At 67.1% G+C, this 22,940-nt stretch carries 18 protein-coding genes and 1 other RNA gene; 12 read left to right on the top strand and 7 right to left on the bottom strand.

Annotation, left to right across the window (positions count from 1 at the left end; all coding sequences use genetic code 11):
* The first annotated feature begins 67 nt into the window (after window positions 1-67).
* The 3 genes from J2X09_RS19400 to J2X09_RS19390 are packed head-to-tail and all read left to right on the top strand — an operon-like array spanning window position 68 to window position 7,340.
* Window positions 68-2,731 carry a PD-(D/E)XK nuclease family protein gene (locus tag J2X09_RS19400; protein ID WP_310309058.1) on the top strand — a complete coding sequence of 888 codons (2,664 nt, stop codon included), beginning with the start codon at window positions 68-70 and terminating at the stop codon, window positions 2,729-2,731.
* Window positions 2,728-6,075, top strand: coding sequence for a UvrD-helicase domain-containing protein (locus tag J2X09_RS19395; RefSeq protein WP_204734915.1), 3,348 nt, complete (start codon window positions 2,728-2,730; stop codon window positions 6,073-6,075). Before J2X09_RS19400 ends, J2X09_RS19395 begins: the two co-directional genes overlap by 4 nt.
* The gene (locus J2X09_RS19390) at window positions 6,072-7,340 is read left to right on the top strand and encodes a TIGR03862 family flavoprotein (RefSeq protein WP_204734914.1); all 1,269 of its coding nucleotides are present in this window, start codon (window positions 6,072-6,074) and stop codon (window positions 7,338-7,340) included. Before J2X09_RS19395 ends, J2X09_RS19390 begins: the two co-directional genes overlap by 4 nt.
* Here J2X09_RS19390 and J2X09_RS19385 read toward each other — a convergent pair.
* The 3 genes from J2X09_RS19385 to ffs all read right to left on the bottom strand — a co-directional run bounded on the left by J2X09_RS19385 (window position 7,337) and on the right by ffs (window position 8,151).
* Complete coding sequence (locus J2X09_RS19385; RefSeq protein ID WP_204734986.1) at window positions 7,337-7,669, bottom strand: SMR family transporter; 333 nt, start codon at window positions 7,667-7,669, stop codon at window positions 7,337-7,339. The two genes, J2X09_RS19390 and J2X09_RS19385, sit on opposite strands and share 4 nt — an antisense overlap.
* A gap of 16 nt (window positions 7,670-7,685) precedes the next feature.
* Entirely contained in the window at window positions 7,686-8,039 is a 354-nt protein-coding gene (locus J2X09_RS19380; RefSeq protein ID WP_204734913.1) for a DOPA 4,5-dioxygenase family protein, read from the bottom strand.
* 15 nt (window positions 8,040-8,054) lie between these two features.
* Window positions 8,055-8,151: signal recognition particle sRNA small type (ffs, locus tag J2X09_RS19375), an RNA gene on the bottom strand.
* Window positions 8,152-8,225: 74 nt separating this feature from the next.
* Between ffs and dnaX the strand changes: the two genes are divergently transcribed.
* From dnaX to J2X09_RS19350, 5 genes are all read left to right on the top strand, one after another.
* A complete protein-coding gene (gene dnaX, locus J2X09_RS19370; RefSeq protein WP_204734912.1) occupies window positions 8,226-10,121 on the top strand; it encodes a DNA polymerase III subunit gamma/tau in 1,896 nt (631 codons plus the stop codon).
* A gap of 39 nt (window positions 10,122-10,160) precedes the next feature.
* Window positions 10,161-10,493: a YbaB/EbfC family nucleoid-associated protein gene (locus J2X09_RS19365; protein WP_204734911.1), complete on the top strand. Its 333-nt coding sequence runs from the start codon at window positions 10,161-10,163 to the stop codon at window positions 10,491-10,493.
* Window positions 10,494-10,523: 30 nt separating this feature from the next.
* Window positions 10,524-11,135: a recombination mediator RecR gene (gene recR, locus J2X09_RS19360; RefSeq protein WP_204734910.1), complete on the top strand. Its 612-nt coding sequence runs from the start codon at window positions 10,524-10,526 to the stop codon at window positions 11,133-11,135.
* Between the two features lie 30 nt (window positions 11,136-11,165).
* The gene (locus J2X09_RS19355; RefSeq protein WP_204734909.1) at window positions 11,166-11,570 is read left to right on the top strand and encodes an MAPEG family protein; all 405 of its coding nucleotides are present in this window, start codon (window positions 11,166-11,168) and stop codon (window positions 11,568-11,570) included.
* Between the two features lie 143 nt (window positions 11,571-11,713).
* A complete protein-coding gene (locus J2X09_RS19350; RefSeq protein WP_310309056.1) occupies window positions 11,714-12,775 on the top strand; it encodes an ABC transporter substrate-binding protein in 1,062 nt (353 codons plus the stop codon).
* Window positions 12,776-12,784: 9 nt separating this feature from the next.
* Here the strand turns inward: J2X09_RS19350 and J2X09_RS19345 are convergent, their stop codons facing one another.
* Together J2X09_RS19345 and gloB are read right to left on the bottom strand one after the other, a co-directional pair.
* The gene (locus J2X09_RS19345) at window positions 12,785-14,437 is read right to left on the bottom strand and encodes a transglycosylase SLT domain-containing protein (RefSeq protein WP_204734908.1); all 1,653 of its coding nucleotides are present in this window, start codon (window positions 14,435-14,437) and stop codon (window positions 12,785-12,787) included.
* Window positions 14,434-15,207 (bottom strand): hydroxyacylglutathione hydrolase, encoded by a 774-nt coding sequence (gloB, locus tag J2X09_RS19340; protein WP_204734907.1) that lies wholly within the window; start codon window positions 15,205-15,207, stop codon window positions 14,434-14,436. The genes J2X09_RS19345 and gloB overlap by 4 nt, the downstream gene beginning before the upstream one ends.
* 126 nt (window positions 15,208-15,333) lie before the next feature.
* Here gloB and J2X09_RS19335 point away from each other — a divergent pair, with 126 nt between their 5' ends.
* The 4 genes from J2X09_RS19335 to J2X09_RS19320 all read left to right on the top strand — a co-directional run bounded on the left by J2X09_RS19335 (window position 15,334) and on the right by J2X09_RS19320 (window position 20,994).
* Complete coding sequence (locus tag J2X09_RS19335) at window positions 15,334-16,101, top strand: class I SAM-dependent methyltransferase (RefSeq protein WP_374726521.1); 768 nt, start codon at window positions 15,334-15,336, stop codon at window positions 16,099-16,101.
* A 52-nt stretch (window positions 16,102-16,153) separates the two neighbouring features.
* On the top strand, window positions 16,154-16,588 hold the full coding sequence (gene rnhA, locus J2X09_RS19330; RefSeq protein WP_204734905.1) for a ribonuclease HI: 435 nt from the start codon (window positions 16,154-16,156) through the stop codon (window positions 16,586-16,588).
* Between the two features lie 137 nt (window positions 16,589-16,725).
* Window positions 16,726-17,883, top strand: a complete 1,158-nt coding sequence (locus J2X09_RS19325) for an efflux RND transporter periplasmic adaptor subunit (protein WP_204734904.1) — start codon at window positions 16,726-16,728, stop codon at window positions 17,881-17,883.
* A gap of 27 nt (window positions 17,884-17,910) precedes the next feature.
* A complete protein-coding gene (locus tag J2X09_RS19320) occupies window positions 17,911-20,994 on the top strand; it encodes an efflux RND transporter permease subunit (protein WP_204734903.1) in 3,084 nt (1,027 codons plus the stop codon).
* Between the two features lie 19 nt (window positions 20,995-21,013).
* Here J2X09_RS19320 and moeA read toward each other — a convergent pair whose 3' ends face one another.
* Together moeA and mobA are read right to left on the bottom strand one after the other, a co-directional pair.
* Entirely contained in the window at window positions 21,014-22,291 is a 1,278-nt protein-coding gene (gene moeA / locus J2X09_RS19315; RefSeq protein ID WP_204734902.1) for a molybdopterin molybdotransferase MoeA, read from the bottom strand.
* A gap of 21 nt (window positions 22,292-22,312) precedes the next feature.
* Entirely contained in the window at window positions 22,313-22,936 is a 624-nt protein-coding gene (mobA, locus tag J2X09_RS19310) for a molybdenum cofactor guanylyltransferase MobA (RefSeq protein WP_204734901.1), read from the bottom strand.
* Between the last annotated feature and the right edge of the window lie 4 nt (window positions 22,937-22,940).

Here is a 22,940-nt window from a genome sequence, read left to right as displayed (position 1 = left end):
AACGGAGAGGGGTTACAGTTTGGGTCACATGCCGGCAGTTCAAGGTGTCATCACACCTTCTGAGCGCATGGTCCGCCTGATTGTGACAGAAACGCCCATTTCCATGCCGCCTGTAAGCCCGATCCGCGACACCGGCTTGCCGGCCGCGGGCGAGGGTCATCCGGCGCTCGGCTTCTGGGCTCGCTGCATTGCCCGCATCGACGACTTCGCGAATGCGCGCGGCGTACCCGCGAGCCGCGTGGTGGTGGTGGTGCCCTATGCGCAAATGATGGAGGCGGGTCGGCGTGCATGGGCGATCGCCCATCCCAGCGGTTTTGCGCCCCGTTTCGAATCCAGCCGCAACTGGGCCACCAGCATGCGCCCCTTTCTGCCAGGTGCGGGCGATCTCAGCATGGACATGGCCCGCGACAGTCTGATGGCCGCGGCCCTGATCGACCGGGTGGCGCCAGCCCGGGCCGACTCCGCATTGCGGGCCCTGATGGTGGGCCGCCTGGTGGAGGCGGCCCGTCAGCTCGCGCCGCTGGCCGCCGCGGTGCCGCCCGAGCAACGGCTCGCCTGGGCCGAGCCGTTGCGCGATGCCATGACCCTTCCCATGCCGTCGCTGAACTGGGAGGGCATGCTCGCGACCCTTGCGCTGACCTGGGCCAGCACCTCGGCCTACGCCACGGACGTGCTGTGGAGCGTGGAAGCGCTGCCGGGCGGACAGGCCGATCTGCTGGTTGTGCTGCCCGGCTTTCAGGATGATCCCCTGGCGCGGGCGCTCGTGAACCGGTGGGGCGAGCACGCGTTGCTGCTGCCTCTGGACGATGCGGATGACGGGGTCCGTGATGGCTGCCATCTGCACGCCTGTGGCGATGCCGAAGACGAGGCGCAACGAGCGGCCGCCTGCGTCATCGCTGAAATCAACCAGGGGCACATGCCTGTGGCGCTGGTGGCCAACGACCGCCTGTTGACCCGCCGCATCAGTGCCATGTTGCACAGCGCGGGGGTGCCGGTTCGCGATGAAACCGGCTGGAAGCTCTCCACTACCCACGCGGCCGCGCAGCTCATGAGCGTGTTGCGGGCAGCCGACGCACGTGCGTCGATGGACGATGTGCTGGACATGCTCAAGCACGCCCGGGCCTGGCCAGAAGCGCAGGTGCAGCAGCTGGAACAACTCGCACGGGACGCGGGTGTGTCGCGCTGGAAGGCGGCTTTGCAGCACGCGCGTCTGGCGGCAGCCATTCCTGAAGGCGTGCCCGCGTGGATCGAAAGCCTTCAGTCTGCTCGACCATTGACCGCGTGGCTGGGCGATCTGGCGTTCGCGCTCAAGACCAGTGGTCTCTGGCCGTCTTTCGAGGCCGATGCCGCGGGCCAGCAGGTGCTGCAATGCCTTCGTCTGGGGGACGGGGCCGCCATGGAACTCGCTGGCGTGACGCAGTCCATTGACGGTGCGCGGCGAGGCGGTACCCGCCTGACGCTGAGTGCCTTCACCGCCTGGGTGCGCGACGTGCTGGAGGGGGCCAGTTTCACACCGCGCAGCGCAGGCGATGCCGCGGTTGTGGTCTTGCCGATGGCGCAGTTGCTCGGTCGCGTTTTCGCGGCGACCGTGGTCCCCGGCTGCGACGAGGCGCACCTGACGCCGAGCCCCGAGCCCCCTGGTGAATGGACGGCTGCTCAGCGCGAGTTGTTGGGCCTGCCTTCCCGCGAGGCACTGGCCGCTGCCGCTGCCAGTGCCTGGAAGGCCACGGTGGTTTTGCCGCAGCTCCATCTTTTGTGGCGCACGCAAGACCGGGGCGAAGCTGTGCTGCCCAGTGCATGGGTACAGGCGCTGGACGCCCCGCTGGCTGAAGATCCGCGCGACCCTCGCTCGCTTGGCGCCATGCCGCAGCGACGGCCTGCGCCTTCGGCGGCCGACGTGCTGCCCGATGCGCTGTCGGCCAGTGCCTACCAGGATCTGCGCGACTGCCCGTACCGCTTCTTCGCCCTGCGCCAGTTGCGGCTCGTGGAGGCTGCCGAGCTCGAGGCCGAACCCGATCAGCGGGACATGGGCAACTGGCTGCATGCCGTGCTGCGCGCCTTTCACGAAGAACGGGGTGATGCCCGGCTGGGCCGCGAGGCGGACCTTGCAAGGCTGAACCAGCTGGCGGATGACACCGCGATGGCGATGGGCCTCAACGCGGGCGAGGGTGGGGCGGGATTCCTGCCGTACCAGGCGGTCTGGCCCGCGTTGCGCGATGGCTATCTGGACTGGCTTCATGGCTTCGAGGCGGTTGAAGGCAGGCCGGGCCCGCGCTTCGTCGAGGCCGAGGCAGAGCGGATGGCTGCCGTCGGCCCCTGGAAGCTCTACGGCAAGCTGGATCGCATCGATGCACAGCAGAGCCCGGAGGGGCCGATTCCTTTCGTGCTCGACTACAAGACCGAGAGCCGCGCCAGGACCCATGACCGCGTGAAGGAGCCACTGGAAGACACCCAGCTGGCCTTCTACGCCGCCCTGCTGCCGGACGACAACCTGCGTGCGGCCTACCTCAGCATCACCGACAAGCGTGGCGACACTGGCAAGGACACACCGACGTGGCTGGTGGAGCAGCCCGACGTGCTGATGGCGCGCGAGCACCTGCGCACCGGCCTCGCGCATGACATGGCGCGGATGGCTGCTGGCGAACCCATGCCCGCGCTCGGCGAGGGCCGCGTGTGCGACTTCTGCGCCGCGCGCGGCCTCTGTCGCAAGGACTTCTGGAGCCCTGCATGACGGCGCCCGCCTACCGGATCAACGGCACACCGGTCTCGCGCGAGGCGTTCTACGTGCTCGCCTGCGATCCCACGCGAAGCATCGCGGTGGAGGCCTGCGCTGGCGCGGGCAAGACCTGGATGCTGGTCTCGCGCATCCTGCGCGCCCTGCTGGACGGCTGCGCGCCGCAGGACGTGCTGGCCATCACGTTCACCAAGAAGGCAGCGGGTGAAATGCGCGACCGCCTGAACACGGAGTTGCGGCGCTGGGCGGGCCTGAGCGACGAGGCACTGGCCGGGGAACTGCGTGCCCGTGGCATGAGCGAAGCGGATGCCATGCGGCGCGTGCCGGAGGCGCGCAGCCTGTACCAGCGGGTGACCGCCCTGGGACGATCGGTGCAGGTGCGCACCTTCCACAGCTGGTTTGCCGCGCTGCTGCGTGGCGCACCGCTGTCGGTATTGCAGGAGTTGCAGCTGCCGGTTCAGTACGAGCTGCTCGAAGACGACGCACGGGCGGTGGCCCAGGTCTGGCCGCGTTTCTATGCCGCCCTGGCCGCCAGCCCCGCCGAACGGCAGGACTTCATGGACAGCGTGGCCGGACATGGCCGTCACCAGACCTTGAAGGCGCTGCAGAACGCCTTGCAGAAGCGCGTGGAGTTCACGCTGGCGGATGCGGCCGGCATTGTGGACGTCTCGGTCGAACCCATGGCGCACCGCTACCCGGAGTTCGGTGATGGCGACAGCCCGGTGCAATGGCTTGTGCGCGACGCCCGCGCCGTCACATTGATGCGAGAAGCCGCCCAGGCACTGGGTCGTGCCAGCGCGGTCACGTTCTCCGCCAAGGGTGTGGAGCTGGAACAGGCGCTCTCGGGCTCCAATGGTGCCGCAGTGCTGGCGGCACTCTTGACGCAGAAGGATGAACCGCGCAAGTTCAACGACAAGCTCGCTGGTATCGAGGCGGTGCGCGCGGCCCAGCAGCTGGCGATGCGCGCGATCGAAGCGTTGCGACAGCACCGCGCCTGGCAGCACCACCAGCGGCTGTCGCGCCTCACGCGGGTGCTGCTGGATACCTTCGCCGCGTTCAAGCGCGAGCGCGGCTGGGTGGACATGAACGATGTGGAAGGCGCTGCGCGGCGCCTGCTGGCCGATGCCGAGCTGTCGGGCTGGTTGCAGCAGCGGCTGGACGCGCGCTTGCGCCACGTGCTGATCGATGAATTCCAGGACACCAACCCGCTGCAGTGGCAAGCCCTCTATGGCTGGCTCTCGGCCTATGCGGGCGCTGGTCCCGGTGAAGCCCCGTGTGTGTTCCTCGTCGGTGATCCCAAGCAGTCGATCTACCGCTTCCGCCGCGCCGAACCCCAGGTGTTCAAGGCTGCGCAGGCGTTCGTGGTGCAGGGGCTGTCTGGCGCCTTGCTGAGCTGTGACCACACACGCCGTTGCGCACCCGAAGTGGTGGACGCACTCAATGCGGCCATGGGTGCTGCCGTGCTGGCAGGTGAGTACGGGAGCGACTACCGCGCCCACACCACCGAGAGCAAGGAACCCGGCGAGGTGCTGTGCCTGCCGCAGGTGCCCCGCAGCCTGCGTGAGCAGCAGAACAGCGGCGAGGATGGAGAGCCCGTGTGGCGCGACAGCCTGAGCCAACCCCGCGTCTCGACTGAGGATGGCCTGGCCGTTCTCGAGGCGCGGCAGGCGGCCGACTGGATCGCCGCCGAGGTGGCCGCGGGTCGCCTCGCGCTGGACGACGTGATGGTGCTCGCGCGCCGCCGAGAGCGGCTGGGCTGGATGCACGAGGCGCTGCGCGAGCGTGGGCTGGCGAGCGAGCAGCCCGAAAAACTCGAACTGGGCGAGGCGCCGGCGGTGCAGGACGTGGTCGCCTTGCTCGACGCGCTAGTGTCCACGCGGCACGACCTCAGCCTCGCACGGGCGCTCAAGTCGCCTTTGTTCGACTGGAGAGACGACGACCTCGCCCAGCTGGCCCGCCTGCGGTTGCGCTGGACGCCACCACGTACCGAGGGCAGTGCCACCGTGTCCCGGCCCGCCTGGTGGGATGTGCTGAGCCGTTTTGCCACCTTGACGCCACAAGAGCAGGCGGCCACGGCCACCTCGGTCGAGCAGGCCCGGCGGTTCACCCTAAGCGCGGAGCGCCTCGCCCTGTACCGGGGCTGGCTGCGGAGTCTGCCGCCACACGATGCGCTGTCCGCGCTGTACGACCACGGCGACGTGTTGGCGCGGTTCGCGCAGGCCGTGCCGGTCAACCAGCGCGATGCCGTGCTGGCGCAGTTGCGCGATCTGCTGTCGCAGTCCCTCGCGCAGGATGGCGGGCGCTTTCTCACGCCCTACCGGCTGGTGCGGGCGCTCAAGGCAGGGGGCATCCAGGCCACGCCGGTGCGCACGCATGGCGCTGTGCGCCTGCTCACCATCCATGGAGCCAAGGGGCTTGAAGCCCACACCGTGCTCATTCTGGACACCGCGAGTGGATCTGCGAGGCCTGAAAGCATGGGGGTGCTGGTGGACTGGCCTGGGGAAGAGGCGCTGCCGCGCCGCTTCGTGTTTCTGGCGAGCGAGAAAACGCCACCGGCCTGCGTGGTGGACGCGTTGCGGCAGGAGCAGGAAGCGCGCTCGCTCGAAGAGCTCAACGCCCTGTATGTGGCGCTCACGCGGGCCGAGTCCCGCCTGGTGATCTCCAGCTTCGAGCCGCACCAGCGCAGCGCCACCACCTGGTTCGACCGTCTCCAACCTCTCACCGCGCCGGTCGGGGCGCCTACGCCATTTGCGCAAGAGGTCCCATTCACTGAAGTACTGGCACCCGCCTTCACCTTGCCGAGCCTGCCTGCGCTGACCGTCGAGTTCGCTTCCCCGGCCCCGCCGGTTGAACAGGCGCCGGTGGACGACACCTACAACCGCATGGGGCTGGCGCTGCACCGCCTGCTGGAATGGCGGCCCACACCGGTGCGGGATTTTGAGTGGACGCCCGAACATGTGGAGGCAGTCGCCCGCGAGTTCTCACTGGACACCGTGCAGTCACAGCACGTTCTGGCCACCGCCGGCCGCATCGTGGCGGGCGAGGCCGCCTGGGTATGGGACGATGCCGCGCTGGATCACTGGGGCAACGAGGTGGCGTTGCTCCACCAAGGCGAGTTGCTGCGGCTTGATCGACTCGTGCGGCGCCGCGACAGCGGTGAATGGTGGGTGCTGGACTACAAGAGCGCTGCGCGACCTGAGCTCGATCCGGCAAAGGTGGCCCAGATGCACGGCTACCGTGCGGCCATGGCCCAGGCGCGCCCAGGGGAACCGGTGCGCCTGGCTTTCATCAATGCGCAAGGCCGGCTCATCGAGCTGGCGGATGCCTTTTTCTCTTCATGACCGATTTTTCCCTTTCACTGTCCGTCGATGCCGCCGTGATCGGCGGAGGGCCTGCCGGCCTGATGGCCGCAGAGTGCCTGAGCCGTGCGGGCCTGGGCGTGCATCTGTTCGACGCCATGCCCTCGGTGGGCCGCAAATTCCTGCTTGCAGGCAAAGGGGGCATGAACCTCACGCATGCCGAAGCCTTGCCGGCCTTCCTGACGCGCTATGGCGAGCGGGCCGCGCAGATCGGGCCACTGCTTGACGTCTTTGGTCCGCAGGCCGTGCGCGACTGGGCCGATGGCCTGGGCATCGCCACCTTCGTCGGCAGCTCGCAGCGGGTCTTTCCCACCGACATGAAGGCCGCGCCGTTGTTGCGTGCCTGGCTGCAACGGTTGCGCCATCCCGCGGAAGGTGGTGTCGCAGTGGGCTTTCACATGCGCCACCGGTGGACTGGCTGGCACGGCGATGCCTTGTGCTTCGAGACGCCGCAGGGGCCGCTGTCGGTGCGCGCGAGCGCGACGCTGCTTGCGCTGGGCGGTGCGAGCTGGGCGCGGCTGGGGTCCGACGGTGCGTGGGTGGCGTGGCTGCGCGAGCAGGGCGTTGAGGTTGCGTCGCTGCAGCCCAGCAATTGCGGTTTTGACGTGGCAGGTGGATGGACCCCCTTCTTCGCAGAGCGCTTTGCCGGTCAGCCGTTCAAGTCCGTCGCGATCCGCGCCACCGACAGCCAGGGCCGCAGCTTCCATCGCAAGGGTGAGTTCGTGGCCACCGCCACCGGCGTGGAAGGCAGCTTGATCTACGCGGTGTCAGCCTTGTTGCGCGACGATATCCAGCGCCATGGCCGCGCCCGCTTCGAGCTGGACCTGTTGCCCGATCGTTCGCCGGAGCAGGTGCTGGCACAAGTGAGCCACCCGCGCGGATCGCGCAGCCTCTCCAGCCATCTCAAGAGCCGCCTGGGGCTGGATGGCATTCGCATGGCCATCGTCAATGAGCTCATCGACAAGACCGTGTTGCACGAGCCCGCTCGTCTTGCGATGGCTTTGAAGGCGGTCCCTGTCACCGTGGTGGCCGCGCGGCCCATCGACGAAGCGATCAGCAGTGCCGGTGGGGTGTGTTGGGAAGGGCTGGACGGGCACCTCATGGTCAAGGCACGACCGGGCCTGTTCTGTGCCGGTGAGATGCTGGACTGGGAGGCCCCGACGGGGGGGTATCTCCTGACGGCCTGCCTGGCCAGCGGCGTGGTGGCCGGTGAGGGTGCGCGGCGCTGGCTGCAGCGCAGGGGTTAGTGGGCCGAGGTCTTCGAGAGCAGATTGAGCACCAGCACCCCGGCAACGATCAGGCCCATGCCCACCAACGCGGCTGTGTCGAGTTTCTGGCCGAAGACCAGCCAGCCAATCACCGCGATGAGCACCACGCCCACGCCCGACCAGACGGCATACGCGACCCCCACGGGAATCGCACGCAGGGTCAGTGCCAGCAGGTAGAAGGCCGTTGCGTACGACACCACGACCACCAGCGAAGGCCAGAGCCGGCTGAAGCCTTCGCTCAGCTTCAGGGCAGACGTGCCGATCACCTCGGCAACAATGGCCAGACCAAGAAAGATCCAGGGGCTGATGGCGGTCACGGGTGGGTCATTCCGACAGGGCGCTCAGGTTCAGCGCATACGACTTGCCGAGCCAGAGCGCACCATCGCGGTGATCGCTCAGCGCATCGCCGGTGTTGGGGTGAATGAAGACATCCAGCGCGCCATGGTTGAGGGAAAGCCAGCCCACCACGTACGCGAATTGATCGGCGTCGAAAGCGAGCTGATAGGTCCACGCCGGGTGTGGCCCGACGGGCTTCTCATGGAATCGCCCGATCTGCACCCGCGCGGAGAGCTCACGCTCGATCACCTCGCGCAACGACCATGCCGCGTCGCGCGTGCCGGCATCGAAGTACACGTGGGCATGCCAGCTGGTGATGGAGGCGGGATTGCGCACGGACATGGGAGGGGGAATGAGGGTGACGAGCCTTGACCCCGGCACTGGCTACACAGTTAGGGCTGCTTGGTTCCCCACCTGACCCGGTTGGCCGCTTCACCATGCGGGAAGGCCCGTCGGGGTCGATTGTAGGCGATGGGGTGTGCCTTTGCCGGGGCGGGTGGCAATACCCCGCCGCGTAGAATCGTTGCCATGTCCTATGTCGTCCTGGCCCGCAAGTACCGCCCGCGCAATTTCACCGAAATGGTGGGGCAGGGCCATGTGGTGCAAGCGCTTTCAAACGCCCTGACGACGCAGCGCCTGCACCACGCCTACCTGTTCACTGGTACGCGGGGCGTGGGCAAGACCACGGTGTCGCGCATCCTGGCCAAGTCGCTGAACTGCCTGGGCGCGGACGGGCAGGGTGGCATCACCGCCGAACCTTGTGGTGTGTGCCAGGCCTGCACGGACATCGACAGCGGCCGCTTCGTGGATTACACCGAGCTCGATGCTGCCTCCAACCGGGGCGTGGACGAAGTGCAGGCCTTGCTGGAGCAGGCGGTCTACAAGCCAGTGCAAGGGCGCTTCAAGGTCTTCATGATCGACGAGGTGCACATGCTCACCAACACGGCGTTCAACGCCATGTTGAAGACGCTCGAAGAGCCGCCCGAATACCTCAAGTTCGTCCTGGCCACGACCGATCCGCAGAAGGTGCCGGTGACGGTGCTTTCGCGCTGCCTGCAGTTCAACCTGCGGCCCATGGCACCCGAGACGGTGCTCGAGCATCTGCAGCAGGTGCTGCAGGCGGAACAGGTGCCGGCGGATGCCCAGGCCCTTCGCCTGTTGTCGCGTGCCGCGCGCGGCTCGATGCGTGACGCCCTCTCCTTGACCGACCAGGCGATTGCGTTTGGCGGCGGTCAGTTGCAGGAAGCCACGGTGCGCCAGATGCTGGGCGCGGTGGACCGTTCCTATGTGCTGCGCCTGATCGACGCGCTGGCACGGGCCGATGGCGCGGATGTGGTCGACACGGTGGATGCGCTGCGCGTCAACGGCCTCAATGCCGCGTCGACGCTGGAGGAGATGACCGGGGTGCTGCAACGCATGGCGGTGCTGCAGGCGGTGCCTGGCCGTGCGCAGGCCGAGGGTCTGGAAGACCCCGACGAGGCCCGGATCGCCGAACTGGCCCAGAGCCTGCCCGCCGACGAGACGCAGTTGCTCTACAGCCTGTGCCTGCATGGCCGGGGCGAGCTGGGCCTGGCGCCCGACGAATACGCCGCCCTCACGATGGTGCTGCTGCGGCTCATGGCATTCAAGCCCGCCCACACGGCCCCGCGCGCCGCGGCGGAAAAAAAAACACTGAAAACGGCTGAAGCGTCCGTGGTGGCGGCGCCGCTGCCGCCACCGATGGTGCGTGTTCCGGTGGTGGAAGCGCCTCCGGTGCGATCTGTACAAGCACCTGTGGCTGCGCCTGTCGCGGCGCCGTTGGAGGCTCGTCCGGCACCGGCCGCCACCGCGGTGGCGGCGTCGCGGCCTCCTGAGCCTATCGACGATGCACCCTGGCCCGAGGACGATGGCCCGCCGTGGGAAGAGGCCGCGCCAGTGTCCCAGCGCGTGGTCGCCATTCCCGTGCGCGATGCGGGCGAACCGGGCCCGCTGGACCAGCCTGTGCCGCCCGAAGCCCATGGCGCCCAGACCGTGCTGCCGGCCGCGCCCGGAGGCAGCGTCGAGGGTGATTTCTGGTTCGACACCGTGATGCAGCTTGTGCGCGCCGAGGCGATCAACGCGCTTGTGCGTGAGCTGGGTCTGCAGTCGCAACTGGTGGCGCGGGACACCGACCAATGGATGCTTCGCGTGGAGCGCAGCTCGCTCAACCAGGGCAGCACCCGCGACCGCCTGAGCGCCGCGTTGCACACGCTCGGCCATCACGTGCGACTGGTGGTGGAGATCGGCAGTGTTTCCGATTCACCAGCCCGACGCATCGCCGCAGAGGCGGCGCGCCGCCAGCGCGAGGCTGAAGAACACATCATGAGCGACCCGTTCGTGCAGGCCATGATGCGAGACTTTGGCGGCAGAATCGTGCCTGGCACCCTCAAGGCCACCGCGGCCTGACGCCCCTTTTTTCTTTCAATCGGAAACCCAAGGAAAAACATGTTCAACAAAGGACAACTCGCCGGCCTCATGAAGCAGGCCCAGGCCATGCAGGACAACCTGAAGAAAGCCCAGGACGAGCTGGCCTTCATCGAGGTCACGGGCGAATCCGGTGCCGGTCTGGTGAAGGTGCTCATGACCTGCAAGCACGATGTCAAGCGCGTGACCATCGACCCCAGCCTGCTGGCGGACGACAAGGACATGCTCGAAGACCTGGTTGCCGCAGCCTTCAATGCGGCCGTGCGCAAGGCCGAAGAAACCTCGGCGGAGAAGATGGGCAAGATCACGGCGGGCATGCCGGGTCTGCCTGGCGGGATGAAGTTCCCGTTCTGATCGGCATCTCGCGGGTCACGAACCCCACCAATGGCTGAAACCCACTCGCTTGAACTGCTGGTGCAGGCCTTGCGCCGCCTGCCCGGGGTCGGCGTGAAGTCAGCGCAGCGCATGGCGTTCCACCTGTTGCAGCACGACCGCGACGGTGCATTGCAACTGGCTCGGGCGCTGGAGCACGCCACCGCATCGGTGAAGCATTGCAGCCTCTGCCATACCTTCACCGAGGACGACGTCTGTCCCACCTGCAAGGATCCGCGCCGCGACCGCACCCAGCTCTGCGTGGTGGAGACGCCTGCCGATCAGGCCGCGATGGAGCGCACCGGGGCCTACAAAGGCCTGTTCTTCGTGCTCATGGGCAAACTCAGCCCGCTCGATGGCGTGGGTCCGAGAGACATCGGCCTGCAGAAGCTCTTCGACCGCATCGCCGCGCCCGCTGCGCCGGGAGAACCCGAAGTGCGTGAAGTGATTCTCGCAACCAACTTCACGGCCGAAGGCGAGACCACGGCCCATGTGATCGCGCAGGCGCTCAAGGGCCGCACGGATGTGCAGGTGACCCGGCTGGCGCGCGGCGTTCCGGTGGGCAGTGAACTCGAATACGTGGACCTGGGCACCATTGCCCATGCCCTGGTGGACCGGCGCTGATCGGCGCCTTCTCGTTGCAAGGCACACATCATGAAACTGGCTGGATTGACGGTGGCTTACTGGTCGGTTCTGGCAGCCGCGCTGCTGCCCATCGCTTGCGCCTGGCTGGCGAAGTCGGGCATGTTTTCGAAGCCTCGGCGCGAGGGTGGTTTTGACAACCAGAACCCGCGCGATTGGCTGGCCCGGCAACACGACTGGCGCGCTCGCGCCAATGCAGCACAGGCGAACAGTTTCGAGGCACTACCGCTCTTCATTGGTGCGGTGATCATCGCCCACCAGCTGGGCGCGGCGCAGATACGGCTGGACATCCTGGCCTTTCTGTTTGTCGTGCTGCGGGTGCTTCACATCATGATGTACGTGGCCAACATGCCCACTGCGCGCAGCGCGGTGTGGACGGTTGCGCTCGTGGTCAACATCGCCATCCTCTTCGTCTGACGGCATTGCGGTCGCGGACCGTTACATCGGCTTGCATTTGCGCTTGGTACAAACCCGGTCGGGATTGGTCCTGATGCGGGTTCGCGGTACTGCCTCTAGTCTCAAGACCCATCAAGAAGAATGTGTCGAGAGAGGACAAGCGCGTGAAATGGAGCCGCCGAAACTGGGGTCGTGTCTGTGCACTGGGCGTTGCCGCCGTCGCCATGCCTGCCCTGCGCGCGCAGACGGCACCTGTCGCGCCGGCAGCACCGCGCCCCGGGGCAACGCGGCTGGCGATTGCCGTCGACAACCGCACCTCGTTCTGTTACCTCCCGCTGACCATTGCCGAGCGCCTGGGCTATTTCGCCCAGGAAGGGCTCGACGTCGAGGTGCGCGAGTTTCCTGATTCGGCGCAGTCTCTGCACGCGGTGCAGACGGGGGCGGCACATGTGCTCTCGGGCCCTTATGCCAGCACCATTGCGCAGCAGGCAAGGGGGCAGAGCCTTCAGTCCTTCGTGTTGCAGGGCCGTGCGCCGCAGGTGGTGGTGGGCGTGTCGCTCGAAACCATGGGGCACTTCCGTGGTGTGGCCGATCTGCGAGGCCGCCGGGTGGGCGTCATGGCCACCAGCGCCGCCTCGCACAGGGTGGCGAGCCTGGTGCTCGGCAAGGTGGGGCTGCGCGCCACGGACGTGCAGTACGTTCCGCTGGCCAATTCGGCGGCCGCGGTGCAGGCGTTCCGGCGTGGTGAGCTCGATGCCATCAGCTACACCGATCCCACCGTGACGCACCTGGAACAGATGGGGGCGCTCAAGGTCGTGGCCGACACGCGCAGCACGCGCGGCACCGCCGAGGTGTTCGGCGGTCCCATGCCCTCCGGCTGCCTGTGCGTGCCCGGTTCTTTTCTGACGCAGTACCCCAGGGCCAGCCAGGCGCTGGCGGACGCGATGGTGCACGCGCTCAAGTGGCTGCAGACTGCGGGGCTGTCCGACATCATCAAGGCGGTGCCGGAGCGGCATTTCCAGGGGGATCGTGCCCTCTATCTCGCAGCATTCACCCGGGTGCGCGAGGCCTGGACGGTCGATGGTCTGATGCCCGACACCGGCCCGGTCACGGCGGCGCGCATGCTGGCCCAGTTCGAGGAGCCAGGTTCACTGCAACGCGTGGATCTGGCGCAGACCTACACCAATGATTTCGCGCGCAAGGCCAAGGTCCGCTTCCGGGCCTGACCTGGCTTTTCAGTTCTTCTTCTCGGACTTGCCGCTCGAGGCCACGCGCGTCTTGTTGTTGGTCGCGCTCTTGGCCTGGGCTTTCACCGGTTGCTTCGCCGTGGGAGATGCCTTGCGCGTGGGCGTCCTGGCCGCGGTCTTTTGTGTGGTCGGCTTCTTCGACGCAGTGACTTTGGCCGAAGCGACACGTTGGGGCAGCATGAGCGTCACGTTCTGGCCTTGCTTCAAGGGGGCGTTCACCGCGAGCTTGTTCCAGCCGGCCACGCTCACCGCGCTCACGCCATAGCGTTGGGCCAGCCGTGTCACGTTCTCGCCCTTGCGGGCCTTGACCACGGTTCGGCGGAGCACGACCTCGGGTTGGAAGCTGATCTGGCCGTTGTCGGCCACGTGCACCGGCACGTCGCCATTGCGCTTCTCGGTGCGCGGCACCAGAAGGCTGGAGCCTGCACGAACCTGCATGCGCGGCGGGATGTTGTTGACGGAGCGCAGTTCCGATTCGCTCATGCCCGTGCGGGCTGCGGCCTGTGACACGGACATGGTGGTGGGCACGACCCAGGCCGTCCAGGTCGCCAGGGGGCCGGTGTGGTGCTGCAGGTTGCGCTGGAAGATCACCGCGTTGTCCCAGGGCAGCAGCACATGGGGCGTGCCGGCTGCCATCACGATGGGCTGGCGCAGCGACGGGTTGAGTGCTCGGAAGTCTTTCTCTTCTACTTCGGCCAGCCGGGCGATCAGCGCGACATCCATGTCGCGTTCAACGGTGACGGTGTCGAAGAAGGGGTGGTTGCCGATAAGAGGCAGGGTGGTGTTGTAGGCGTCGGGCCGCGCCATGATGTTCTTCACCGCCTGCAGCTTGGGCACGTACATGCGCGTTTCGGCTGGCATGCTGAGGTCGGTATAGCCGGTGGGCTTGCCTGCGCGCTGGTTGTTGGTGATGGCGCGGTTGACGTTGCCCTGCCCCCAGTTGTAGGCGGCAAGGGCGAGGTGCCAGTCGCCGAAGCGGGCGTAGAGCTGCTGCAGATAGTCCAGCGCGGCACGGGTGGACGCCAGCACATCGCGCCGGTCGTCACGGAAGGCGTTCTGCTTCAGGTCGAACGACTGACCGGTGGCGGGCATGAACTGCCACATGCCGGCGGCTCGCGCGCTGGAGACGGCCTGCGGGTTGAAGGCGCTCTCGATGAAGGGCAGCAAGGCCAGTTCCATGGGCAGGTTGCGGCGCTCGATCTCCTCCACGATATGAAACAGATACCGGCTGGAGCGTTCGGTCATGCGCTGCATGTAGTCGGGACGGGTGGCGTACCACTGCTCGCGGTCGCGCACCAGATCGCCTTCCAGATCCGGCATGGCAAAGCCCCGGCGGATGCGGTCCCAGAGATCGGCCGGCGCGTCGAGCGTGATCACGCTGGGTGCGCTGGTCTCTGCGATGCCGATCGTGCTCAGGGGGACGTTGCTTGGCAGGCGATAGGACGGCAGGCGCGGCGCGCTGGCGATGGCCGGCGGCGGGCTGGGGTTGGCGGAGGGGTCGGCAGGCGCTTCGGGTACCACCGTGGTGGCGCAGCCAGACACCAGCAGCGCGAGGGCGGTACCGGCGAAAGCCAGCCAGCGGCGGGAGAAAGAGGGAACTGGAGACAAAGACGGGGCGGCGGGCGAGAAAGCAGGGGTCATCTGAAAACGTTCTTCCATTCGCGAAGCGTGGCAAAAACCGACACGGCATCGGTGGGGCTGCCCGGCTCATGGGCCTGGGCGGACTGCACAACCGCGGTTTCGCCCGTGCGCAGGAAGGGGTTGATCTGTTTTTCCAGCCCGATGGAGCTGGGGAGCGTGGGAAAGTTCTGCGCGCGTTGCGCCTCACATCGGGCGGTGTAGGCCGCCAGTTCGGCATTGCCGGGCTCCACGGCGCGCGCGAACCTGAGATTGGAAAGCGTGTATTCGTGGGTGCAACACACGCGCGTGTCGGCGGGCAGGGCGGCCAGCTTGTTGAGCGAGTCCAGCATTTGTGCAGGGGTGCCCTCGAACAGACGGCCGCATCCACCCGAGAACAGCGTGTCGCCACAGAAGAGCAGCGGCAGGCCATCCATGTCGGGCGTGTAGTAGGCGATGTGGCCGGCGGTGTGTCCGGGGACCTCGATCACGTCAAAACGCAAGCCGAGCACGTCCACCGCTTCACCTTCGCCCACGCGCCGCAGTGGCTCTGGCATGGGCTCGTAGGCCGGGCCGATCACGTTCGCACCGGTGGCCTCGCGGAGTTCGGCCACGCCGCCGGTGTGGTCGGCGTGGTGGTGGGTGATCAGGATGGTGTCGAGCCGCAGGCCCGTCTGCTTGAGCCAGCCCAGCACCCCAGTGGCTTCGCCGGGGTCCACCACCAGCGCCTGCTGCCCGTCGTGCAGTGCCCAGATGTAGTTGTCGCTGAAAGCAGGGATGGGAATGAGGTTCATGGGGCCTTGTCGGGTGAGGGCGTGTAGAGTGCGGGGCTGGCCTTCCCGGGGGTTTGCAGTGTCGCAGACTTCCTGCCGGAATCGGCGAGAGGCCCCCCACAGCACATGACCGCAAAAATTATAGGGTTGACCGATTGGTTTGCGACCGCACCCGGGCAGTACCTGCTGGCCTGGGAGCAGGCCCAGTTCGATCTGGCCGTGGCCGATCTGTTCGGCTACAACGCGGTGCAACTGGGCCTGGCGGAACTCGATGGCCTGCAGGCCAACCGCATGCCGCACCGCTGGCTGGCCTTGCCCGAAGAGTTGCTGGGCGATGCGATGGCGCCCGAAGGCAGCAGCCCACGCGTGGCCTTGATCACCGATGCCGCGGCCCTGCCGTTTCCTGCCGCCAGTCTGGACCTGGTGGTGCTGCCGCACACGCTGGAATTCAGCGCCGATCCGCACCACGTGCTGCGCGAGGTGGAACGCGTGCTGGTGCCCGAAGGGCGCGTGGTGATCTCTGGCTTCAACCCGACCAGCCTCTGGGGCTTGCGCCAGGCGCGTGGCCGGGTCTGTGGTCGGCTGGGCCTCAACGCGTTTGGTGCGTCCAGCCTTTACCTGCCGGAAGCCGGTGACTTCATCGGCCATTGGCGGCTGCGCGACTGGTTGCGCCTGCTCGGGTTCGAGGTGGAAGCGGATCGGTTTGGCTGTTATCGCCCCGCGATGCGCACCGAGGCCTGGTTGCAGCGCTACGCCTGGCTGGACCGCGCAGGTGCTCGCTGGTGGCCCATCTTCGGGGCGGTCTACTTCGTGGTGGCGGTCAAGCGTGTGCGTGGCATGCGCCTGCTTGGCCCGGCATGGAAGCCTCGGCGGGCCACGTCGTCCGCGCCGGTATCGGTGACCCACCGGCACTGAAACACCCCTGGCTGGCCCTTCCATTTTTCTTTCTTGTATTCAGGAGTCTTTTTTGAACCACGTGGTGATCTACACCGACGGTGCCTGCAAGGGCAACCCCGGGCCCGGCGGGTGGGGCGTCTACCTCAAATCCGAGGGTTTCGAGAAGGAGCTCTGGGGCGGTGAACGCGCCACCACCAACAACCGCATGGAACTCACGGCGGTGATCGAGGGGCTGGCGGCGCTCAAGCGCCCGTGCCGCGTATCGCTCTATCTGGACAGCCAGTACGTGCGCCAGGGCATCACCGAGTGGATTCACGGCTGGAAGCGCAAGGGCTGGGTCACGGCGGCGAAGCAGCCGGTCAAGAACGCCGACCTCTGGCGCCGGCTGGATGAGCTGGTGCACGGCGGCACGCACCAGATCGAATGGCATTGGGTGAGGGGCCATGCCGGCGATCCCGGCAACGAACGCGCCGACGCCCTGGCCAATCGGGGCGTGCCGGGCTAGGCTCCCGGGCCGCACCGTCCACCGGTGTACAGGGGAAATCCTGTCGCCGATCGTGTTCGCCGCTGCTACATTTCGTTTCATTGACCGGTTCCATGCCCCTTCAGGGCGTGGCTTTCCCCTCCCTGGCAGTGGAATCCATGGCGAACAAAGCGCTTTACGTGTGTGTGGCCGTTGCCGGCATCGGGCTGGCATCGGGTGTGGGCTGGTGGCTGCAGCATCGGGATGCGCCGGGAACAGCCGCTGCCGCTGGTCCGGCCGCATCGGGTGCGGGGGCGGGCTCCAGTGCACCCGGTGTGGAGGTCACGCAGGTCAAGGCGATCCGCCTGCAGGACGATGCACAGGCCGTGGGTACCTTGCGTTCGCGCCAGAGCGTCACGCTCAAGCCGGAGACCAGCGGGCGGGTGTCGCAGATTGCATTTGCCGAGGGCGCGCGCGTGCGCACGGGCCAGCTGCTCGTGCAACTCGACGACACACTGCAGCGGGCTGAGCTCAGCCAGGCACAGGCGCAACTGTCGATCGCACGGGCCAACCTCAAGCGCAACCAGGAACTGGTGGCGCAGAACTTCGTGGCGCAGCGCGTGGTGGAGGAGAGTCAGGCCGCCCTGCAGGTGGCTGAGGCGCAGGTGGCCCTGGCGGAGGCGCGGCTCAAGCGCATGCGCATCACCGCCCCGTTCGCGGGCACGGTGGGCCTGCGCAGCATCAACCTTGGCGCCTATGTGAAGGATGGCGACGACCTCGTGAATCTGGAGGACACCTCCATGCTCACCGTGGACTTTCGCCTGCCCGAGCGGTACCAGACACAGCTCGCACCCGGGCAGGCGGTGCAGGTGCAGCTTGATGCCCTGCCCAACCGGCCGTTCGAGGCCAAGGTGCTCGCTGTCGACCCTCTGCTGGATGCGAACGGTCGCTCCATCGCCGTGCGCGCGGCGATGCCGCCTGCCGCCGACAACGTGTTGCGCCCAGGCATGTTCGCGCGGGTGCTGATCGTCTTTTCCGTGAATGAACGTGCGCTCGTCGTGCCGGAGGAAGCGCTGGTGCCGCAGGCCGGCAAGCAATACGCCTACGTGCTCGACGTGCAGGGCGAGGGCGATGCCAGGAAGCGCCTGTCGCGCCGCGTGGAGGTGGCGCTCGGTGCGCGCCGGGGTTCGGAGGTGGAAGTGCTCCGCGGGCTTCAACTGGGCGACACCGTGGTCGTCGCGGGCCAGCAGCGGCTGCAGCGCGACGGCACGGCGGTGCGCGTGGTGAACATGCCCGCCCCGACAACCGGCGATGCGCCGCCTGCTCCGGCCCGCTGACACGGCCGCACCCGCCCGGGAACCCTCATGCAACTGCCTGAAATCTCCATCCGGCGCCCGGTTTTCGCCTCGGTGCTGTCGCTGCTCATCCTGCTGGTGGGCATTGTGTCGTTCAACGGCCTGACGGTGCGCGAGTACCCGAAGATCGATGAGCCGACCGTCACCGTCTCCACGCGCTTTGGCGGGGCCTCCAGCGAGGTCATTGAATCGCAGGTGACCAAGCCGCTGGAGGATTCGCTCGCGGGCATCGAGGGGCTGGACGTGATCACCTCGATCAGCCGGCAGGAGCAAAGCCAGATCACGGTGCGCTTCAAGCTGGAGCGCGACCCCGACTCTGCCGCTGCCGACGTGCGCGACAAGGTCAGCCGGGTCCGCCAACGCCTGCCGCAGGACGTGGACGAGCCGGTGATCGCCAAGGTGGAGGCCGACGCCTCGCCCGTGATCTGGCTGGCCCTTACGTCAGACACCCACAGCGCCTTGCAGCTCAGCGACTTTGCCAACCGCATGGCCAAGCCACTGCTGCAGACGGCGCCGGGCGCGGCCGAGGTGCGGGTGTACGGCGAGCGCCGCTACTCCATGCGCGTCTGGCTGGACCCGGACCGCCTCGCCGCGTACGCGCTCACCGTGCAGGACATCGAGGATGCCCTGCGGCGTTCGAACCTCGAGGTGCCGGCGGGCCGGATCGAAAGCACATTGCGCGAGTTCAACGTCACCGCTGCGACGGACCTGCAGACGCCAGCGCAGTTCTCGGCGGTGGCCATCCGCAACGTCAACGGCCAGACGATCCGCATCGGCGATGTGGCCCGTGTGATGCAGGCGCCGCAGGACGAGCGCACCTCCGTGCGCCTCAACGGCCGCGACGCGGTCTCGCTGGGCGTGATCCGCCAGGCGACGGCCAACCCGCTGGAGCTCTCCGCCGCCGTGCGCCAGATGCTGGACCGTGTCCGGCAGGACCTGCCCGCCGGTGTCAATGTCGACATCGCCAACGACAACTCCGTGTTCATCGACCGTTCGATCAAGGCCGTGTACACCACGATCGCCGAGGCGGTGGTGCTGGTGGCTCTGGTGATCTTCGTTTTCCTGCGCACGCTGCGGGCTTCGGTGATTCCGCTGGTGACGATCCCGGTCAGCCTGATCGGTGCCTTCGCCCTGATGGCGCTGTTCGGCTTTTCCATCAACACGCTCACGCTGCTGGCGCTGGTGCTGGCGATCGGGCTGGTGGTGGATGACGCGATCGTGATGCTGGAGAACATCTACCGGCATATCGAGGAAGGCATGAAGCCGTTCGACGCGGCGATCCAGGGGGCGCGAGAGATCGGCTTCGCGATTGTCGCGATGACACTCACGCTGGCGGCGGTGTACGCCCCGCTGGCCTTCACGCCAGGGCGCACCGGTCGGCTGTTTGCGGAGTTCGCGCTCGCGCTGGCGGGTGCGGTGGTGGTCTCTGGCTTCGTCGCGCTCACGCTCTCGCCCATGCTGTGCTCCAAGCTGCTGCGGCACAACCCGGACCCGGGGCGCTTCGATCGGGGCATGGAGTCGGTGCTCAACGCCGTCACGCGGGGGTTCGGCCGGGTGCTGAGCGCATCGCTGCGCGTGCGCTGGCTGGTGGTGGTGGTGATGGCAGCGAGCGCGCTGGGCAGTTGGTGGATGTTGCAGACCATGCGCCAGGAGCTCGCGCCGATCGAAGACCGTGGGGTGATCCTGGCCAACATCAACGGGCCGGACGGCGCCACGCTTGCTTATACCCGGCGCTATGCCGAAGCCATCGAGGCGATCGGCCGCGACTATCCCGAGTTCGATCGCGTCTTTGCCAACGTCGGCAACCCGTCGGTGGCGCAGGGCACGGTGTTCATGCGCGCGCTGCCGTGGGAGGAACGCACGCGGTCCACGCAGCAGATCGCCCGCGAACTCACGCCGAAGCTGGCGGGGCTTCCAGGCATCAGCGCCTTCCCCATCACACCGCCCTCGCTGGGGCAGGGGTTCCGGGAACGCCCGGTCAACTTCGTGATCGTCACCTCCGACAGTTACGAGAATCTCGCGCAGACGGTGCGCCGCTTCCAGGACGCCCTCGGCAAGAACCCGGGCCTCGTGCAGATCGACACCGACCTGCGCCTGAACAAACCCGAAATCCGCATGGATGTGGACCGCGAGCGTGCCGCCGACATGGGTGTGAATGTTGACGCCATTGCCCGCACGGTGGAAACCATGCTGGGCGGGCGCATCGTCACGCGCTACAAGCGCGATGGCGAGCAGTACGACGTGGTGGTGCAGACCGTTTCGGGCAACCGCAGCACGCCTGAAGACATCGACCGTCTGTTCGTGCGGGGGCGCAACGGCGCCATGATTCCGCTGGCCTCGCTGGTCAAGATCAGCGAGGTGGTGGTGCCGCGCGAGCTCAACCACTTTGGTCAGCGCCGCAGTGCGTCGCTGACCGCCAACCTGGCGCCCGATTACTCGCTGGGCGAGGCGCTGCAGTTCATGGACCAGACCGCGCGCGAGATACTGCCTGCGGGTTACACCACCGATCTGAATGGCCAGAGCCGCGAATTCCGCAATGCCTCGGGTTCGCTGGCCATCGTGTTCGCACTGTCGCTGCTGTTCATCTACCTGGTGCTGGCCGCACAGTTCGAAAGCTTCATCGACCCGTTCATCATCATGCTCAGCGTGCCACTGTCCATGATGGGCGCATTGCTGGCGCTCAAGCTCACAGGCGGCACCATCAACGTATTCAGCCAGATCGGGCTCATCACGCTGGTGGGCCTGATCACCAAGCACGGCATCCTGATCGTGGAGTTCGCCAATCAGTTGCGCGACCAGGGGCTGGAAAAAATCGAGGCGGTCCGGCAGTCGGCCGCGCTGCGCCTGCGGCCCATCCTGATGACCACCGGTGCCATGGTGCTGGGCGCGATTCCACTGGCACTGGCCTCGGGCGCAGGTGCTGAAAGCCGCCAGCAGATTGGCTGGGTGATCGTGGGCGGGATGAGTGTGGGCACGCTGTTGACGATCTTCGTGGTGCCCACCATGTACACGCTGCTCTCCCGCGACAAGTCGCATTCAATGGAGAAAGCCGCGCAGCACGAAGGTCGTGAGGATGTTGTCCCCGCCAAGTAGAAACAGGCGCTGAGACCGGTCAGATCGCGCCGTCGAACATCATCACATCGACCGCATCGCCCACGGCGACATTGCCCTGGTTGTGGTGCAACACGATCAGGCCGTTGGCCTGGACCATCGAACTCAGAACGCCCGAGCCCTGGTTGCCCGTCGTGCGCACGCTGAGAGAACCGTCTGCAGCACGGGAGACGATGCCACGCTGATACTCGGTGCGCCCCGGCTTCTTGCGCAGGGCTTCTGCGCTGCGCGCCTGCAGCAGCACGGGCTCGCTGGCCACGCCGCCCATGAGGCGTTGCAGGGCGGGGCGCACGAAGGCCAGGAAGGTCACCATCACCGCAACGGGGTTGCCCGGCAACCCGAACAGCACAGCGCTTCTGCCGCCTTCCACGATGCGGCCCACGGCCATGGGGCGGCCGGGACGCATGGCGATGCGCCAGAAGGCGACGTCGCCCAGTTGTTTCATCATTGCCTTGGTGTGGTCGGCCTCACCCATGCTCACGCCACCGCTGGTGATGATCGCGTCGGCTTTGGCGGCGGCGTCGCGGAAGGCGGCTTCGAGCTGTGCGGGCTTGTCGGGCACCACGCCCAGGTCGACCACGTCCACTCCCAGGCGCGTGAGCATGCCGAAGACCGTGTAGCGGTTGCTGTCGTACACGGCCCCTTCACGCGGTGCGTCGCCCAGGCTGAGGATTTCGTCGCCCGTGGAGAAATAGGCCACGCGGATGCGGCGAAACACGTTCACCGTGGGCAAGCCGAGACTGGCCAGCAGGCCAAGGGCGGCCGGACCCAGTGTCTGGCCCTGACGCAAGGCCGGTTGTCCGGCCATGATGTCTTCGCCGAGCAGGCGGCGGTTGTCGCCCGCCGACACCACGCCGGCAGGCAACGCGATGGTGTCGCCTTCCTGCTTCACGAATTCGAGGGGCACCACGGTGTCCAGGCCGGCCGGCATGATCGCACCGGTCATGATCTTGAGGCACTCGCCATCGGCCAGACGGCCAGGCCAGCCCTTCCCGGCGAAGGCCGTTCCCACCACGCGCAGGCGCAATGGCTCGGCGGTGCGCAGCTGCGCGCTGTCAAACGCGAAGCCGTCCATGGCCGAGTTGTCGTGCGGTGGCACGCTGATCGGCGAGATCACGTCCCGCGCCAGCACGCGTCCCAGGGCGTCGAAGACGCCAATGTCTTCGGTGGCCGTGATGGGGGTGACCAGCCGGGAGAGGAAGTCGTTCACGCGCTCGGCGCTGATGGCCTGAGGGTCGTAGCCCTGCAGTTCGGCCGCGATCTGCTCGATGGATTTCATGGGGCAATCAGGACCGGAACGCTAGCTTTTTTCCAGCGAGTGCAGTTCGGCCAGGGTGTTGGCGTTGAAGAAGGCCTTGGGGTCGTCGTCCGGCCGGTCGAAGGGCACGATCACCGTGCGGTGCTGGTCGGTCCAGCGGTCGATTTTCCGGCCACCGGCCTGGGTGAAGACCACCAGGCTTTCGAGCAGCTCGAGTCGCAATAGACAGAACACAGGCTGGGGACGGATATGACCATCCTCTTCGCGTGCCGCAGCCATGGCGATTTCCGTGCTCTCGTCCTCGAAAGCCTCGGCCAGCCGTGCCGCAAGGTCGAGTGGGTAGAGTGGCGTGTCGCAAGGGACGGTGAGCAGATACGGGGTTTCGCAACGCTCGAGGCCGGTGAGGAAGCCCGCAAGAGGGCCTGCATAGTCGGTGAGTGTGTCCGGCCATACCGGCACACCGAACGCGTCGTAGGCGCCTAGATTGCGATTGGCGTTGATCATCTGTTCGCCGATCAACGCGCCTTCCTGCATCTGCAGGCGCAACAAGGCGTGCAAGGCCAGTGGCGTTCCGTTGAAGTTCTGCAGCCCCTTGTCGACCCCTCCCATGCGGGAGCCTCGGCCGCCGGCGAGCACGAGGCCGGTGATGTGGTGAGATGGAATCATTCTC

The organism is Hydrogenophaga laconesensis (genome assembly GCF_031457235.1).
Classification (GTDB): domain Bacteria; phylum Pseudomonadota; class Gammaproteobacteria; order Burkholderiales; family Burkholderiaceae_C; genus Hydrogenophaga; species Hydrogenophaga laconesensis.
Note: the sequence above shows the minus strand (reverse complement) of the source record. Positions and strands in the feature narration are given on the sequence as shown.